The organism is Gemmatimonadaceae bacterium, from assembly GCA_016720905.1.
Lineage (GTDB): Bacteria > Gemmatimonadota > Gemmatimonadetes > Gemmatimonadales > Gemmatimonadaceae > Gemmatimonas.
Map to the genome: position 1 here is coordinate 44134 of JADKJT010000003.1, position 16733 is coordinate 60866.

Here is a 16733-nt window from a genome sequence, read left to right on the forward strand (position 1 = left end):
CCGTCACATGAATGCACACCAATGATACAGTGGCGGGCACAGCCATTGCTTCTCCTCCATGTCAGCCGAGCGGTCGTCCGACCGCCGACACAACGACAGCGGAGAGAACATGGCGACAATCGTGCAGCGCGTGGCGGGTCAGATCGGACAGCGGAGCGTGTTGGCGGCGCTCATGCTCGGTCTGGTACCGGCCGGGGTCGCGCTGGCGAAGACGCCCGCTGAATCCGATTGCGCGACGTCGGTCACGGTCGCTCGTGTCGCCGGCCAGGTTGCCGCGGCCTCTCTCGTGACCGGTCTGGAGTACCGCGACATGACGCGCCAGGGCGGATGGCACATGGCGCAGGAATCTGATCGCGCCGCCGTGGCCGCCGACCCGAGTTCACACCTGCACGCGCTGGGTTCGTACCACATGGCGCGCAATCTCGGTTCCACTCAGTGCACGTCGTCGGCCGCGATGCGCCGGGCCGCGCTGCGCGGCGCTGCCCTCTCGCTGGCCATCGGCACCGCGAAGGAAGTCTCCGACGCGCGTTACAACGGGTTCAGTCCGACCGATCTGGCCGTGGATGTGGTGGGTGCCGGATACGCCGTCGCACAGGCGTACGTACCGGCGTTGCGTCACGTCACGCCTTCGTTCTCGGTTGCGCCACGGGCGTTTGTATCGAAGGGCGGTCCGACGGCGGCGCTCACCGACTACGCGAATCAGACGCTGTGGCTGTCCGCGAACGTCCACGAGCTGCTGCCGACGTCCGTGTCGCGGGCATGGCCGTCGGCCGTGCGGTTGTCCATGGGTCGTCGCGCCTACGGTGGTGGCGCACCCAGTGACTTCGTGCTGGGGCTCGACCTCGACGCGGCCCAGTTGCCCGGTTCGCATCCGGCATGGGTGCGGATCAAGCAGGTCATGCACAATGTGCGACTGCCGGGACCGGCTCTGGTGATGGGTGCCAACGGTACGCGTACGGTCGGCCTGTACTGGTAACTTCGCGCGTTGCTGCCGGGCGGGTGGTCGGCCTCCGGGGGGTCGTCGATCATCCGCCCGCGGCAAAGCGCAAACTGTCAGCCTCTAGGCGGCAGACAATGTCGAGTGACGCCTGGCGAGTGGCTGATGACGGCTTGACAGGCAGGTGTTGCCAATCACCTCAATGACCCGTTCCTGTTCGTGCCGCGTGAGTGAAGATCCGCTGGGCAGGCACAACCCCCGCGCAAACAGATCGTCAGCCACGCTGCCACCGATCGCGTCGCTTCGACGAAACACCGGTTGCTGGTGCATCGGCTTCCATACGGGTCGCGCTTCGATGTTCGCCGCCTCAAGCGCCACACGCACGGTCTCCGGCTCCGCACCGAACTCCTGACGGTCAATGGTCATCACGCTCAACCAGCGATTGGCGCGACTCCCCGTCGACCCGAACGTTTCTTCGGGCATGAAGTGGACACCCGGCAGCGCACCGAGTGCCGCATCATAGCGATCAAAGACCGCGCGCCGTGCCGCCACCCGATCCTCGATGACACGCAGTTGGCCTCGCCCGATGCCGGCCAGCACGTTGCTGAGCCGATAGTTGTAGCCCACACGGGTATGCTCGTAGTGCGGGACCGGCTCGCGCGCCTGTGTGGCCAGCATGCGCACGCGTGCGGCGATATCCGCGTGCGGGGTCACCAGCATCCCACCGCCCGATGTCGTGATGATCTTGTTGCCGTTGAACGAATAGAAACCGACATCGCCGAACGTGCCGGCCGCACGCCCCTTGAACCGGGATCCGAGTGCCTCGGCGGCATCTTCGATGAGCAGCACCTCATGACGCGCGCAGGCCTCAGCGATCGCTTCGACATCCGCGCACTGTCCGTACAGGTGCACCAGCACCACGGCGCGAGGCAGCGCCCCGCGCCTCGCGGCGTCATCGAGTGCCTCGGCCAGCAGCAGCGGGTCCATGTTCCAGGTGGAACGGTCGCTGTCAACAAAAACCGGCGTCGCACCGACGTATCGAATGGGAAATGCGCTGGCCGCAAACGTCAGCGAACTGACCCACACGGTGTCGCCCTCGCCGATGCCAAAGGCCAGCAGGGCGAGATGCAAGGCGGCGGTGCCGGAACTCAAGGCGATCGCGTGCGGTGTCTCGACGTATGCAGCGAGTTCGCGCTCGAACGCGTCCACGTGCGGGCCGAGCGGCGCGATCCAATTGGAACGGAACGCTTCGGTGACGAGGGCGAGTTCGTCCTCGCCCAGGTGTGGCGGAGAGAGATAGATGCGATCGGACATTCAGGAAGCCAATGAAAGGGCACGGGCGGGAACGCCGACAGCGGTGACACCGTCGGGGACATCACGGGTCACCACCGCTCCCGCGCCAATGACGCTCCACGCGCCAATGCGCACGGCGGGAATGCACGTGGCGCGCGCGCCGAGATCGGCGCCCGCCGCGAGGTGTACGTTGCCGGCGAGGGTGACGGCGGGTGCCAGTGTGCACCAGTCGCCAAGCCGACAGTCGTGGCTCACGTCGACATGGCGATTGAGTATGGAGAATGCGCCGATGGCGATATCGATCGTGAGAATGGCGCCGGCGTGGATTTGCACACCTTCCCCGAGGGTCACCCGCGCGAACGGCGGGACGCTGGGATGCACGAGCACGGGAAACGCGCGCACGAACGCGCGGATGCGTTCGACCACGCGGCGGCGCGCATCCGGATTGCCGATGCCAAGTGCCACGTCGACCTGTCCGGCCCGTGCCGCCAGGTACGAACCATCGCCGAGGACGCGGAGATCACCGATCAGGCGTCCGTGCATGGCGGCATCATCGTCGAGATATCCGAGCAACCGCCATGGTGCGCCCGCGTCGATCATACTGGTCAGCAGCAGCGCGACCTCACGACCGTGGCCGCTCGCGCCGTACACCACGATGGGTGTTGGCATCGACGTCGTCATCATGCGGTTTCCGATGGGCCGGTGAAGCGTGGCATGGTGGCGTGGCCGGGCTGGGCAATCCCTTCTGCCGCGAAGACCTGGTGCACGGTTCGCACCATGATGCGCACATCGAGTCCAAAAGTCCGATGCTCGACGTACCAGACATCGTGCGAAAATCGTTCGTCCCATGAGCTGGCGTTGCGCCCATTCACCTGCGCCCATCCGGTGATGCCGGGGCGCACATCATGCCGGCGACGTTGCGCCGGGGTGTAGCGCGGCAAGTACTCCATCAGCAGCGGCCGCGGACCAACCACGGACATGTCTCCGCGGAGAACGTTCCACAGTTCGGGCAGTTCGTCGAGACTCGTGGCGCGCAAGAACTGACCAAACGCGGTCAATCGCCGGGAGTCCTCGAGTGGTGTCCCGTGTTCGTCCACCGCGTCCCGCATGGTGCGAAACTTGACAAGTGTGAATGGGCGCCCCGCCAGGCCCGGCCGTTGCTGCCGGAACAACACCGGCGACCCGAGTGCGAAATGGACGGCTATCGCAACAGTCATGAGGACCGGAGCGAGCAGCACCAGCAGCATCGAGGCAACGAGAATATCGAAGGCGCGCTTGATCACAGGCGGAGAATTCGCGGGCGAAGACAATGTGGGTCTGGACGTCCAGTCACGACGCGATACGGTCGTGCATCACGCCTTGGAGTATCGGCTGCTACGCGGCGCTGGAGACGCCCGCGATGGAACCGTGCGGAATTCGTGCCGTTGGTGTGACGCCCGATTCCGGCACCGGAACACCTCGCCGCACGGCGTCGTACAGGGCCTCGTGCAGATCCAGCACGTGTTCCTGTGCCGCCACTTGACGGATCCAGGCCGAAGCGCGCAGCACCCGCGTTCGCGTGGACTCGCGGTCGGTCAACACGATGCGCAGTCGATCCGCGAGTCGCGCCACGTCGCCAATCGGGTACAGCCACCCGCGGTCGTCGCCCAGCAGGTCGGTCGATCCGCGCGCGCTTGAGGCGATAGCGGGAACCTCCATGGCCATGGCCTCCAGTAGACACCGTGGGAGTCCCTCGCGTGTGGATGCGAGGACCAGGGCGTCCGCCGCGCCAACCAGCGCCGGACAGTCATCGCGCTGGCCAAGGAAACGCACATGCATATCGACGCCGAGCGCTCGCGCGTGCCGTGTCACCGCGGGGCGCAACGGTCCTTCCCCAATGAACCACACGAGTGGTATCGCGTGGGTGGCCTCATCGCGCAGACGCGCCAGCGCCGCGACGACATCATGCTGACGCTTGTTACGATTGAACTCACCGACCACGGCCACCACCGGCCGAGACGAATCAACGCCCAGTCCCTGACGTACGCGCTCGCGTTCGGCCGGTGCGAGCGGACGGTATCTGGTGACATCGACGCCGATGCCGGGATGCTGCACAAGATGTCCCGCAGCGGCCAGCCGATCACGGCAGGCCAGCTCCGCGTCATGTGCGTTCATGACGACCAGATAGTCGGTCCATCGTGCCGCGCGGCGCTCAATCCAACGGAACAGGGCATTGCGGATCCGCGATCCGGCGGGATGCGCGTGAAACCCGTGAGCCGTGTATACGACGCGTGCAGCGGCATCGTGTCGCAAGGCAAATCGCGTCAGGAACGCGGCAATCGGGGTGTGCACGTGCACGATGTCGTAGGCACCGGCCCGGGTCACGTCCCGAATACGGCGAATGGCCGACAGATTACGTCCGCTGAACGGATTCCGCCCCCAGGCAATGCCGAACGCGGAATCAAAGTGTGGCGCGATGACCCCGTCGGTATCGGCGCCCGCGGCCAGTGCATCCACGCGCCACCCATGAGCACGGAATCGATCGGCCAGCGGCAGCAGAAACGCGCGCACGGTGGTTGCAACGGTTGCGACCATCAGGACACGGGGCGCTGACGCCGTGCTCCGATTGCCAACCGTGCTCGGGACAGGGGGCGTGCGCGCGACTGACGTCTGCGCCCAGAGCGACATGTATGCCTCTCCTTCGCGTTGGGCACTGAACGAGGTGCGTACCCGCTCCACGGCCCGTTGTCCGCGGACCGCGAGAACGGTCCGGTCGGCCCGCAATTGCCTCCACGCTGCCGCTATCGCCCCGGCGTCGCCCACGCGAACCACCATGCCGGTATCGCCAACCATGTGGGCCGCGTCGCCGACATCGGTTACGACGCACGGCACGCCGCACGCCATGGCCTCCGTGATGGCATTGGGGCTGCCTTCGCTGCGTGAGGACAGCGTGACAACATCACAGGCATTCATGACGGCAGGGATGTCCCGGCGTTCGCCAAGCCGCAGCACGCGTGACACAAGCTCGGGATGGGCGCTCATGAGGCGACGGATCCGCACATCGAGCGGCCCCCGGGCCCCGAGCTGCCCCGGTGCCGTTCCCGTACCCGCCAGCAGGTACCAGGTGTCGCGATCCGCCGTCGCATGTCGCTTGACAGCGTCCAGAAACGTGTCGTGGTCCTTGAGCGGATCCACCCGCGCAATCAGACCAACCACGAAGGCCTGGCTGGGGATTCCGAGTTCCTGCCGAATCCGGATGCGCGCATTCCGATCGGGGCGAAAACGGTCGATGTCCACGCCGTTGGGGATGACACAGGTTGACGCGGCGGTGTAGCCGCGGGCCATGTGTTGCGACGCGGACCGATGGCTGTTGTACACGATGCGACGCGGCTGTCGCGCTATCAGTGCGCTGACCCGGATGATCGCGCGCAGGACGCGCGATTCTTCGGACCATGCGTCCAGCGCGTGTCGCACGTTCCAGAGCACCGGACCCGTGTGCGCGCCCGACAGCGCCAACAACGACGCGGCGAGATTGCCGTGGTACATCCAGCCTTGCACGGCGGTGGGACGGAACTCCCGCACGAGGCGGCGCAACGCCCCGAGCGCCCGTGGGGCGATGGCACCCCGGGCGAGCCCGAGCGTGTGCACGTCAATGCCAAGCGTCTGCAACTCCACGCCCCGCGTACCGGCCGTCGTCAACGACACCACCGCATGGGTCGCGTCGGGTGTGCTGCGCGCGATGACGCGCAGGAGACTCGCTTCCGCACCGCCGGTCCCCAGGCCGGTGATGATATGCAGAATTCGCGGGCGCGCGGCGTCGACGACGAGGCGGACGGTCATGAGGACGAATCGACGAACTAGGCGGCGCGGCGATCGCGGGCAAGCATTCGCCATGGCCGACGCAAGTCCTCCGCGGTTTCGCGCGCCAACTGTTCCACTTCGGCCGCCGCTTCCGGACTGGCCGTGGTGAACCGTCGACGCCATTCCATGGCGATCAGGAGTGCGAACAGGAGTGTGCCGCTGGCGATCGCCGCGAACAGCCCTTTGAGCACCAACTTGCGGCTGTCCGGCAATGCGGGTCGCACCGGGGCCTCAACGATGGAGATCACCGGCACGTTGCGGACTTCTTCCATGCGGGACTGCTCCAACGACTGTGCGAGTCCGACCACCACCTGCTGGCGAAGGCTGACGTCGCGACGCAGCCGATCTTCCTGCAGGACGAGTTGCGGCCCACCGGTGAAGGCCCGGTTGCCACGCAGGAAGCCTTCGAGGCGATCCTCCGCCTGTCGGAGTTCCGCTCGCGCGACCGCCAACCGCTCATCCGTGAATCGCCGCTCCTGTGCGGCAATGGTCTGCTGGGCACTGATGTTGAGGGCATTCAATTCACTGATGGCCTGCGCAACCACCTGACGCGCCAATTCCGGATCGGCCAGCTTCACGCCGATGCGCACAATGCCGGTCTTGAGTCCGACGGACGTCGTCACCCGATTGCGCAGTTCGCGCAACGCCAACTCAGCTCGGGGCGCTGTCGCCAGTGCGGACGGCACGAGATGCGCCACGAGGTCGATCGGGCGAGCGTCTGCGCCGGTGTATTTCGCCGCGAGCAAGCGACGCAGCATTCCATCACTGCGCAGCACGTCGGCAAAGTAGTCAGGGCTCTGACCGGCCTGTCCGGTGGGGACGGCCACACCGAACTGCGCGGCCAACCCGGCCAACCGGGACACATTGCCGGACGACGACTGTGCCACGATCGCGCCCTGCGCGCTCCAGCTGCGATCGCCGAGGAGACCGACAGCGATCACGACCGCAGCGGCGATGGTTGGCAGCAGGAGCATCACACGTCGACGCGCCAACAGGAGGCGGATGAGGTCGAGCGGACCCAGTCCGCTCAAGGGCAAAGTGGAAGTCATTGGCGATCGCCAGAATGAGGTATCAACGATTGAAATGCCGCGCAGGTGAGCGCTGCTGATCGATCAAGGGTGAAGTCCGCCAGAATGCGCAGCCGGCAACGGGCGGACAGTGCGGGAGACCGTCGGGCGATGACCCGCGCCAGGCCCGCCGCGAAGGACGCCGCATCGCCGCAGGGCGAGACGTCGCCAAGCGAGCCGACGATCTCCGCCGATGCGCCGGTGTCCGTCACCACGGCCGGTACGCCGCAGAGCATGGCCTCCGCCACCACGTTGGGAAATCCCTCCCGCGCGGACGAGAGCGCGAGTACGTCGAAGGCGCTGTAGACGGCGGACAAGTCCGATCGACCACCGATGAAGGACACGCGATCGGCGATGCCATGGCGTGTCGCCGCGTCGCGAAGCACTTCGAGGCGTGCCGCGCTGCCTTCACCGACGCAAACCAGCTTCACCCGCGGATCGTTGCCGGCGAGCCGCGCGAACGCGTCGAGCAGCAGCTCGTGGTGCTTCACGGGATCAAGCCGACCAACGTGCCCGATGACGATGTCGCTCGGGGATACCGACCAGGAGGCACGAATGACGCGACGGCCGACTGGGTCGGGCGAGAAGCGGGCAGGGTCGATGCCGTTGGGCACGACCATCCCGTAGGGTGCCCGCGACGCCAACCGATTGAAGTCGTTCAGTCCGGCGAGGCTGTTGGCGATCAGCAGATCGGCGAACCGGGCAAACCGCCGTGTGAGTTGACGCACCGCCCGGTCGCGCGCACCATCCACCTGCTGAAAGTACTGACTGGAGCGAAGTCCGAGGACCACGCGCACTCGCGGCGCCAGCGTGCGCGCGGCGAGCGCCATCAGCCACTGCACATCGAGAAAGGCATACAACACGTCCGGCGCCGTGCGTCGGATCACGCGTGCCAGCGCGGGTATGGCCGCCGGGGAGAACGCCAGCGGACGCACCAGCACGTCCAGTGACAGGCCTTCGGCCTCGACAATCTGCCGCAAGGGCCCATCCGCAAGGGCGACGATATGCACGGCGTGTCCGCGACGCTGCAACGAGCCGGCCAATGCAATGGCCTGATGCTCGGCGCCTCCAACACCCAACCCGCCCAGCAACATCAGAATCGTCAGCGGGCGCTCGCCCTCTGCGGCGCCGTGACCCGTGACGGCACGATGACTTCCGGTGATACGCAGCTGCCGCTGAGCCGATGTCATTGGTGATCACCGGCCGGGGCCACAGGCAGGGCGGCCGTGAGGGCGACGCCAAATAGGACGAACGCATCGTCGAGCACGTTGTGACTGAACAATCCCCACAATCCGACAAACACAACGAAGGCCCGCGCCGTTGCCACGCGCACGTCGGCGTTGCCCGCGTCACCCGTTGTGTGACGCTGATACGGTGCCGCGCGCCAACCCAATACCAGCAGGACCGGTACCAGCCATGCGCCCAGGAGTCCGTATTCGGCGAGATGACGCACGTAGATATTGTGCGTGGATTCCGGCTCGCTCCATTCAATGGTCGCGCCGGTACCATGTCCGCCGACGGGCCGTTCGCCGAACAGCTCCACGGCTCGCATTGCGAGATGGGATCGAGAGGAGGCACTGACATCGGCGCCCAGCTGTTCCTTGTTCCCGATGGCGAGTCGTTGCCGCACGAATTGCTCGGCGCCGCCGCCGAGATATCCAAGCTGTCCACTGGCCAGCATGGCGCCCGCAGCGGACAATGCCATCGTCACGCCCACGGCGAAGGTGATGGCCAGTCGCTTGCCACGTACCGCGCGCGACACGATCAGAAAGGCGATCACCATCACCCAACACAGCAACGCCCCGCGCGAGAGCGTCGTAAAGACGCCCACGGCGATCAGCAGGAGATACGGCTCGCGAAGCCGTGTGGGGACGGCGGGCAGTCCCAGCAGCATGCCGGCGATCAGGGCGGCGCCGGTGATATTGGGATTGACGTAGAAACCGGCCGAGCGTCCCAGCGACATGCTGAACGCCATGGGATGGGTGATCTCCCAGAGATTCATCGCGACCGCGGCGAGACTGGCGATCACCACGGCACCCCGCGCAATCCGTCGCACGCGCGGATCCGCCAACAGAATGACGAACGCGATGAGCTGCAGCGAGGACAGCGTGCGCGTGAGCACTTCCTGCAGTGCGACGTCGCTCCCCGACGACCAGAGAAAGGCGGCCATGGCGACGCTCGCGCTGGCCAATGCCCAACCCATGATGGCGCCGCTACCCAACCGCGACAGGTCGAGCAGCACGGCCATACCCGTGAGCGCGAAGATCACCAACATGATGGCCAGCGGCGGTGCCGGCAATCGCCCCGTATTCCATCCCCAGGCCGCCGCACTGGAGAAGAGCGCGCTGATCGCGAGCAACGCCGCCACGATGCGCACGCCTCGCGCGACATTGCGCCAATCGCCCGGCAGTGACACCGCAGGGCGCGCTGATGCCAGCATCATCGAGGAGGCGGTCATGCGGCCATCCGGGATGATGTTCGCACCGTCGACAACACCGCATCCCAGGCGCTGAGCACCACGGCAGGCGCGAAACGGGTAGCGGCACGCTGTGCCTCGCCCCCCAGCCGTGTGCGGAGCGCACCATCCTCCATCAGCATGGCCATCGTTTCCGCGAGGTGGAGCACGTCTCCCACGGGCACCAGACAGCCCGCGGCGTCGTCAGCCAGCAGATCTGAAGGACCGGAGTCACAACGCGTCGCGACACAGGCACAGCCCTGCGACATCGCCTCCAGCAACGCGTTGGGAAACCCCTCGTACCGGGAAGGCAATGCAAACACCGCGGCGGCACCGAGTGCTCGATCGGGATCGGCTGTGCGCCCGGGCATGGTGACGCGTTCGACCAGCCCCAATGTGTCGACCAGCGATTGCAGGGCGGATCGCTCAGGCCCCTCGCCAAGAATGCGCAGTTGCCACGACGGAAATTCACTGGCCAACATCGCGAAGGCGCGAATCAGGACGTCGAATCCCTTTTGCGGGACAAGGCGTCCGAGCGCGACGACGATGTGGTCGCGCGCTCCCGCTGCGGTCGTGGGGCCGGCAATCGGCCGCAGCGGATTCGGGATGACCGCCACGCGAGCAGGGGACACGATATCGTCGGCCCAGCGCCGCACCGCCTCGGTCTGCACGACCAGCGCCGAAGCCGAGGGATAGGTCAGTCGCCGCAGCAGGCTCCACGCGCGCCCGATATCATGGTGCCGCGGGTCGATGCGCTCCGAAACGACCACCGGCACGGACAGCCCGCGCGCCGCCAGCAGTGTCAGCACGTTGGTCCGATCCGTAAAACTCACCACCACGTCCGGTCGGGCGGCGCGCAAGGCGGCGCGCATGACGCGTGCGCGAAGCACGTTGGCGCGCAGCGCATCGTTGGCGGTCCGGCTGCGCGACGCCAGATCGAGCGCCCGCCGATGCACGCCCGTCGGGACGGCATAGAAGTCGTGCCGACCGTCATCAAGCGTCAACAGCGTGACATCGTCTCCCCGTGTCGCCCATGCGGCACAGAGTTCCGTCATCACGCGTTCCGCGCCTCCGGCGCCCAGGGACGCGATTACGCCGCAGATGCGCATCGCCCCTCCGCGGGTGAGGCCGGTGCTGCGGGCGACGACGCGAAGCGCGCCTGCGAATCGCGCTCGGCGTGCGCCAATCGCCGATGCGCGGCGGTGGCCAGGAACACACAGGACAGCGCATAGACGCCGGCGGTCGACAACGCGATCCCCGCGACGCCGAACCAGCGCATGAAGACCACATTCAACGCGATATTCACCGCGAGGTTCACCGCCGATCCGATGGAGAGCAACCGATTGGCCTGCAGTGCCGAGATGAGGCGCACATACAGAATGCCCAGCAGGTGCACGGGTAGCTGCAGCAGATAGGCAGACTGCACGGTGGCCACCGTTGCCGTTTCGGCTGCGGTGAATGCCCCTCGCTGAAAGAGCAGGCGCACGATGGGGTCCGCCGCGGCGATCAGGACAATCGTTACCGGAATCGTCGTGCCGAGTATCAGGCGCGCGACGCGGCGCTCAAGCAAGCGAATGGCTGGCCAATCCTCGCGCGCCACCAGCTCAGACAGATGGGGGAGCAGCGTGGTGCTGAGCGCGATCGCCCCCACGCTCATCATCACGGCGCTCAACTTGGTGCCAAAACCCAAGGCCGACACACTGCCCGGTGGCAACCAGGTCGCCATCGTCTGATCGACGACTGATGTCGCGCTCATGAGCACGGCGCCAGCCACGGCGGGCGCGTACTGCGCGCGCACGCGCGCGAGCGCCGCCCGTGTAGACGCGGACATCGTCGGTGGAACCCGCCAGACCAGCAGGGGCAGTCCGCGCGCGTGCAGCGCCACGGCAAAGATGGCGCCCTGCACCAGCGTTCCGCCAAGCAATCCACCCACCAAGAGGCCAACACCCAGCGAGCGATCGCCGATGAACAGTGCGAGCGCCATGCCGATCGGCTGCGCAATCGGTGCCAACGCGCTGGCGGCGTAGCCGCGTTCGGCCGCCAACAGCCCCGACCACGCGGCGCAGATGCCCTGCAGCAGTGTGTACGGGGCCAACCACATGGCCAACGTCGGCAGCGCCTCGCGCGTGGCGGGGGCGAGGCGACTGCCTGGCAATGTGCTGTAGGCCAACGACGCCACGCCCGCGACGATCGCCGCGAGGGCGAGCCAGCGAATGGTGTGCGCAAACACGGCGCGAGTGAGCACGCGCGCGGCCTCAACCCCTTCGCGCTCTCGCACGGCGATGTACGTCGGCGTCAAGGCGGCCGGCAGCGTTCCCGCGGCCACCGAGATGAGGAATCCGGGAACGACCAACGCCAGCAGAAAGGCATCGAGCTCAGCACCATTGCCGAATCGGGCCGCCACGAGGCTGTCCTTGAACAGCGCCACGACTTTCGCGGTGGCGGTGAGTCCGCCCACGACCAGCGCTGCACTCCAGAGGGACGGCCAACGCGTTGAACGCGAGGGGCCGATCGCGGTGATCGTGCTCATGAGGTGCGCCACGCCTGAAACATCAGGATCGACCAGAGCGATGATGCCCAGTTGCGGCGACTGCTGCGGTGCTCCGTCCACGCGGTCACAATCGGTGCGATGTCGAACAGGCCATCGCGGCGCAGGGCGTCGGGAGCCAGCAGATCGTCGGCCCAGTCGCGCAGCGGGCCGCGCAGCCATTCGGCCACGGGAATTCCGAATCCCTGCTTCGGTCGTTCCACCAACGTGCGTGGCACATAGCGATCGAGGACCTGACGCACGATCCACTTGCCTTGTCCGCCCTGACGCCAATAGTGCGCGGGCAGGCGCCAGGCGAATTCCGCGATGCGATGGTCCAGCAGCGGCGCCCGCGACTCCAGACTCGCCGCCATCGCGGCCCGATCGACCTTCACTTGTCGTCCGGCAGGTAGCTGACCTGATCATGCATCATCATTTCGGCCAGCAATCCTCCCCGCTGGCCGTCAAACGGGTCCATCAGTGCCGTCATCGGCTCCGCCCCGTTGCGCACGATGCGCGCCGGCCGCCGCCACGCCGAAACAAGGTCGCGGTAGAACTCGGTCGACGTCGGCGCATCGAAGAGTTCCGCCAGCTTGTGCAGGCGGTCACCGGTCACGCCCCGGGCGTGCAGACCCGTCGGTCGGAGCGCCGCATTCCACCGCTCTGGTGCGACGGCCGTGACCACGCCCGACGCCGCTGCGCGCAATGGACGCGGCACCATCGACAGCCGGGACCACGCGCGCTGCGCAATGCCGTAGCGCTCATATCCACCAAACAGCTCGTCCCCGCCATCACCTGACAGCGACACCGTCACGTGGCGTCGCGCCAGTGAGGCCAGCAGCGTGGTGGGAATCTGCGAGGAGTCCGCGAACGGCTCGTTGTAGATGGCCGGCAGGTGCGGGATGACGTCGAGGGCATCCTGCGCGGTGACATACATCGACGTATGCTCCGTGCCCAGATGCTTCGCGACCGCTTCTGCATGTGGCGCCTCGTCAAACCCGACTTCGCGGAAGCCGATGGAAAACGTGCGTACCGGACGCGCACTCTCGGCCTGCATCATCGCCACGACGAGCGACGAGTCGATACCGCCGGACAGGAAGGCCCCGATCGGCACGTCGGCGACCATCTGGTCGCGCACCACCTCGCGCATGAGCGCGTCGAGCTGGTCGGTGCAGCGCTCGGGGGCGTCTTCGAACGGATGCGCCAGGCCGAACGCCGCTGCCGTACGCACGCTCCAGTAGACCGTCGACTCCCGCGTGTTCCAGTTCGGCGCGTTGAACGTGACGATGCAGCCCGGCTCGACTTTCTCGACGCCCTGAAAGATGGCGTACGGCGCCGGGACGTAGCCGTGACGCAGAAACAAGGAGAGCGCCGCCGGATCGATGGCGGTACGAAAGTCCGGATGAATTCGCAGGGCTTTCAACTCGGACGCAAACGCAATGCCCGCGCCGCACTGCGCGATGTACAACGGTTTTTCGCCGAAACGGTCGCGCGCCAGTTGGAGCGTGCGCGTTTCACGGTCCCAGAGCGCAATCGCGAACATGCCAGTGCAGCGCGCGAGCGCCGCCTGCAGACCGTCGCGCTCCACCAGAGCCAGCAGGACCTCGGTGTCGGAGTGTCCGCGAAACTGCGTGCCCTGGACGCTCAGTTCGTCGCGCAGCGCGCGGTAGTTGTAGATCTCGCCATTGAAGGCGATCTGAAAGCGCTGTCCGGCCGATGCCATCGGCTGATGACCGAGCGGGCTCAGGTCGACGATGGAGAGGCGGCGATGCCCCAGTGCAATGCCCGTATCCGGATCGCACCACGCGCCGGAGTCGTCCGGACCACGATGCACGATCGCGTCGGTCATTCCCCGAAGGGTCTGGACCGCCGTCGCGTCATCGAGTCGCGTCGACCAGAAGCCGGCGATGCCGCACATGATTCGTGATCCGAATGGAATTGAGCCGTTGGGCTCGTTGGCGAATACGCGCGACTCGGCAGCTCCTGCCGTCGGGAAGGGCAGGACGTGCCGGGTCACGTGGCCGAAAACGGCCACTCCGAATAGACGATCTGTGCGAAGGGTTGATACAAGGCGTTGCCAGGTAACGAGTTGGACTCGCCCATACGGCCGACGTTCCGGTCCGGTAACGCTTTCCACACCCTTCACACACCGTAGCCAAAAGCAGGAGCTGTGCCGCGCCGAATGCGGCGCATGGCGCGAGATGTGTGCACAAACGACGAGCGCCCGACGCGTGAACGTCGGGCGCTGCGTGGACTGCGCGAAACATCCAACCGCGCGCGCTAGCGGCGCCCGATGCTCGAATACAGGAAGCCGGCCGCGCGCATGTCGTCCGGGCGATAAACATTGCGGAGATCCACCAGCACGCGCGCACGCATTGCCGCGCCCAGTTGCTCGAGATCGAGCGCGCGGAATTCGTTCCATTCCGTGATCAATACCAGTACGTCGGCGCCGGCCGCTGCGTCGTACGCATCGTCGCACCACTGCACATCGGGCAACAGCGATTGGGCTTCGTGCATTGCCGCCGGATCGTAGGCGCGAATGATCGCCCCCGCGTCCTGCAAGGCCGGAACGATCGCGAGGCTCGGGGCCTCACGCATATCATCGGTATTCGGCTTGAACGCCACGCCAAGCACCGCCACCGTCTTTCCCCGGACACTGCCGCCGCACGCCTGTATCACCCGGGACGCCATCGCACCCTTTCGCGTGTCGTTCACCTGCACGACCGTTTCGACCAATCGTGCCGGCGATCCGTATTCCTGCGCCGTGCGCACGAGGGCGAGGGTGTCCTTCGGGAAACACGATCCCCCATAGCCAGGACCGGCGTGCAGGAACTTCTTGCCAATGCGGCCGTCGAGCCCCATGCCGCGCGCGACATCCTGCACGTTGGCGCCGACCTTTTCGCACAGGTCGGCGATTTCATTGATGAAGGTGATCTTGGTGGCCAGAAAGGCATTGGCCGCGTACTTGGTGAGTTCCGCTGTCTCCAGCGTAGTCATCACCACTGGCGTTTCCATGAGATACAGCGGGCGATACAGCGCCTGCATCACCTCGCGCGCCCGATCGGTTTCGGCACCGATGACGACGCGATCGGGCCGCATGAAATCAGTAATGGCCGAGCCTTCCCGCAAAAATTCCGGATTGGACGCCACGTCGAAGTCGGCGGCGGGATTCGTAGCCCGAATGATGTCCTCGACTCGCCGACCTGTACCGACGGGCACCGTGCTCTTGGTGACCACCACGGTATATCCCGTCATGGCGCGGGCCACGTCAGCCGCGGCCGCCTCAACGAACCGCAGATCGGCGTGACCATCACCGCGACGCGACGGCGTACCGACGGCAATGAACACCGCATCGGCTCCGGCAACGGCCTCAGCCAGATCGGTGGTGAACGAGAGTCGTCCCGACTTGACGCCCTTCGCCACCAAGTCATCAAGACCCGGTTCGTAAATGGGAATCTCACCGCGCCGCAAGCGCTCCACCTTAGAAGCGTCGAGGTCGACGCACACGACGGTCGGACCAAACTCGGCAAAACACGCACCGGACACGAGCCCCACATATCCGGTGCCGATCATGGCAATCTTCATATGCCTTTCAATCCCCTATCTGGTAGTAGTTGCGGTACCATTCGACAAAGCGCTGCACGCCAAGCTCGATCGGCGTCTTGGGTGCAAACCCCACGTCCTGCACCAGCGCCTCGACGTCCGCGTAGGTGGCGGGTACATCGCCCGGCTGCATCGGCAGCATGCGCTTCTCGGCCGTGCGACCCAGCGCCTGTTCCAGCGTGGCGATCAGGTGCATCAACTCCACGGGATTATTGTTGCCGATGTTGTACAACCGGTAGGGCGCCTTGCTGGTTGCCGAATCCGGCACATCGGAATTCCAGTCGGGATTGGACTGCGCCGTGTGATCGCTGGTGCGAATGACGCCTTCGACGATGTCGTCGATGTACGTGAAATCACGACGCATCTTCCCGTGATTGAACACGTCGATCGGCTTGCCCTCGAGGATGGCCTTGGTAAACAGGAAGAGGGCCATATCCGGGCGGCCCCAGGGCCCATACACCGTGAAGAACCGTAGTCCGGTGGTGGGCAAACCGTACAAATGACTGTAGGTGTGCGCCATCAGTTCATTGGCCTTCTTGGTGGCCGCATAGAGCGACACCGGATGGTCGACATTCTGGTGCACCGAAAACGGCATGGCCGTATTCGCGCCGTACACGCTGGACGACGACGCATACGTCAGATGCTGCACGCCGTGATGGCGGCATCCCTCGAGGATGTGCAGGAATCCGACCAGGTTGCTGTCGACATAGGCGTGAGGGTGCGTGAGCGAGTAACGCACCCCGGCTTGCGCGGCCAAGTGGATCACGCGATCGAACCGCTCTTCCCGAAACAGGCGCTCCACGCCGTCGCGATCGCCGAGCTCCATGCGCATCATGCGGAAGCCGGCGTGCGGCGCCAGCCGCGCCAGACGCGCTTCCTTGAGCGTCGGATCGTAATAGTCGTTGACGTTGTCGAAGCCGACCACTTCATCACCACGCGCCAGCAATCGCTCGCTCGTGTTGTAGCCGATAAAGCCGGCAGCGCCGGTGACCAGAATCTTCGCCATGCGGA

The 16733-nt window shown here is 66.0% G+C and carries 12 protein-coding genes and 1 pseudogene; 1 reads left to right on the plus strand and 12 read right to left on the minus strand.

Going from position 1 to position 16733, the window contains the following annotated elements; all coding sequences use genetic code 11:
• Positions 1 to 58 precede the first annotated feature (58 nt).
• The gene (locus tag IPP90_04620) at positions 59 to 976 is read left to right on the plus strand and encodes a hypothetical protein (protein ID MBL0170006.1); all 918 of its coding nucleotides are present in this window, start codon (positions 59 to 61) and stop codon (positions 974 to 976) included.
• A gap of 84 nt (positions 977 to 1060) precedes the next feature.
• Here IPP90_04620 and IPP90_04625 read toward each other — a convergent pair whose 3' ends face one another.
• From IPP90_04625 to IPP90_04680, 12 genes and pseudogenes are all read right to left on the minus strand, one after another.
• Positions 1061 to 2251 carry an aminotransferase class I/II-fold pyridoxal phosphate-dependent enzyme gene (locus tag IPP90_04625; GenBank protein ID MBL0170007.1) on the minus strand — a complete coding sequence of 397 codons (1191 nt, stop codon included), beginning with the start codon at positions 2249 to 2251 and terminating at the stop codon, positions 1061 to 1063.
• Positions 2252 to 2914: an acetyltransferase gene (locus IPP90_04630; protein ID MBL0170008.1), complete on the minus strand. Its 663-nt coding sequence runs from the start codon at positions 2912 to 2914 to the stop codon at positions 2252 to 2254.
• Entirely contained in the window at positions 2911 to 3513 is a 603-nt protein-coding gene (locus IPP90_04635) for a sugar transferase (GenBank protein MBL0170009.1), read from the minus strand. Before IPP90_04635 ends, IPP90_04630 begins: the two co-directional genes overlap by 4 nt.
• A gap of 91 nt (positions 3514 to 3604) precedes the next feature.
• On the minus strand, positions 3605 to 6049 hold the full coding sequence (locus IPP90_04640) for a glycosyltransferase (GenBank protein ID MBL0170010.1): 2445 nt from the start codon (positions 6047 to 6049) through the stop codon (positions 3605 to 3607).
• Between the two features lie 17 nt (positions 6050 to 6066).
• The gene (locus IPP90_04645) at positions 6067 to 7119 is read right to left on the minus strand and encodes a hypothetical protein (protein ID MBL0170011.1); all 1053 of its coding nucleotides are present in this window, start codon (positions 7117 to 7119) and stop codon (positions 6067 to 6069) included.
• Positions 7116 to 8327, minus strand: coding sequence for a glycosyltransferase (locus tag IPP90_04650; GenBank protein MBL0170012.1), 1212 nt, complete (start codon positions 8325 to 8327; stop codon positions 7116 to 7118). Before IPP90_04650 ends, IPP90_04645 begins: the two co-directional genes overlap by 4 nt.
• The gene (locus IPP90_04655; GenBank protein MBL0170013.1) at positions 8324 to 9595 is read right to left on the minus strand and encodes an O-antigen ligase family protein; all 1272 of its coding nucleotides are present in this window, start codon (positions 9593 to 9595) and stop codon (positions 8324 to 8326) included. The genes IPP90_04650 and IPP90_04655 overlap by 4 nt, the downstream gene beginning before the upstream one ends.
• The gene (locus IPP90_04660; protein ID MBL0170014.1) at positions 9592 to 10701 is read right to left on the minus strand and encodes a glycosyltransferase family 4 protein; all 1110 of its coding nucleotides are present in this window, start codon (positions 10699 to 10701) and stop codon (positions 9592 to 9594) included. The genes IPP90_04655 and IPP90_04660 overlap by 4 nt, the downstream gene beginning before the upstream one ends.
• Positions 10683 to 12122: a polysaccharide biosynthesis C-terminal domain-containing protein gene (locus IPP90_04665; GenBank protein MBL0170015.1), complete on the minus strand. Its 1440-nt coding sequence runs from the start codon at positions 12120 to 12122 to the stop codon at positions 10683 to 10685. The genes IPP90_04660 and IPP90_04665 overlap by 19 nt, the downstream gene beginning before the upstream one ends.
• Positions 12119 to 14037: pseudogene (gene asnB, locus IPP90_04670) on the minus strand (asparagine synthase (glutamine-hydrolyzing)). Before asnB ends, IPP90_04665 begins: the two are co-directional and overlap by 4 nt.
• A gap of 362 nt (positions 14038 to 14399) precedes the next feature.
• Complete coding sequence (locus IPP90_04675) at positions 14400 to 15704, minus strand: UDP-glucose/GDP-mannose dehydrogenase family protein (protein ID MBL0170016.1); 1305 nt, start codon at positions 15702 to 15704, stop codon at positions 14400 to 14402.
• 7 nt (positions 15705 to 15711) lie between these two features.
• Positions 15712 to 16728 (minus strand): NAD-dependent epimerase, encoded by a 1017-nt coding sequence (locus IPP90_04680; protein MBL0170017.1) that lies wholly within the window; start codon positions 16726 to 16728, stop codon positions 15712 to 15714.
• Between the last annotated feature and the right edge of the window lie 5 nt (positions 16729 to 16733).

Bases quoted from the DNA above. Each gene is read 5' to 3' on its own strand.
- IPP90_04645 (MBL0170011.1), bottom strand. From the start codon at position 7,119: ATGACTTCCACTTTGCCCTTGAGCGGACTGGGTCCGCTCGACCTCATC.
- IPP90_04660 (MBL0170014.1), bottom strand. From the start codon at position 10,701: ATGCGCATCTGCGGCGTAATCGCGTCCCTGGGCGCCGGAGGCGCGGAA.
- IPP90_04650 (MBL0170012.1), bottom strand. From the start codon at position 8,327: ATGACATCGGCTCAGCGGCAGCTGCGTATCACCGGAAGTCATCGTGCC.
- IPP90_04655 (MBL0170013.1), bottom strand. From the start codon at position 9,595: ATGACCGCCTCCTCGATGATGCTGGCATCAGCGCGCCCTGCGGTGTCA.
- IPP90_04625 (MBL0170007.1), bottom strand. From the start codon at position 2,251: ATGTCCGATCGCATCTATCTCTCTCCGCCACACCTGGGCGAGGACGAA.
- IPP90_04630 (MBL0170008.1), bottom strand. From the start codon at position 2,914: ATGATGACGACGTCGATGCCAACACCCATCGTGGTGTACGGCGCGAGC.
- IPP90_04665 (MBL0170015.1), bottom strand. From the start codon at position 12,122: ATGAGCACGATCACCGCGATCGGCCCCTCGCGTTCAACGCGTTGGCCG.
- IPP90_04640 (MBL0170010.1), bottom strand. From the start codon at position 6,049: ATGACCGTCCGCCTCGTCGTCGACGCCGCGCGCCCGCGAATTCTGCAT.
- IPP90_04620 (MBL0170006.1), top strand. From the start codon at position 59: ATGTCAGCCGAGCGGTCGTCCGACCGCCGACACAACGACAGCGGAGAG.
- IPP90_04680 (MBL0170017.1), bottom strand. From the start codon at position 16,728: ATGGCGAAGATTCTGGTCACCGGCGCTGCCGGCTTTATCGGCTACAAC.
- IPP90_04675 (MBL0170016.1), bottom strand. From the start codon at position 15,704: ATGAAGATTGCCATGATCGGCACCGGATATGTGGGGCTCGTGTCCGGT.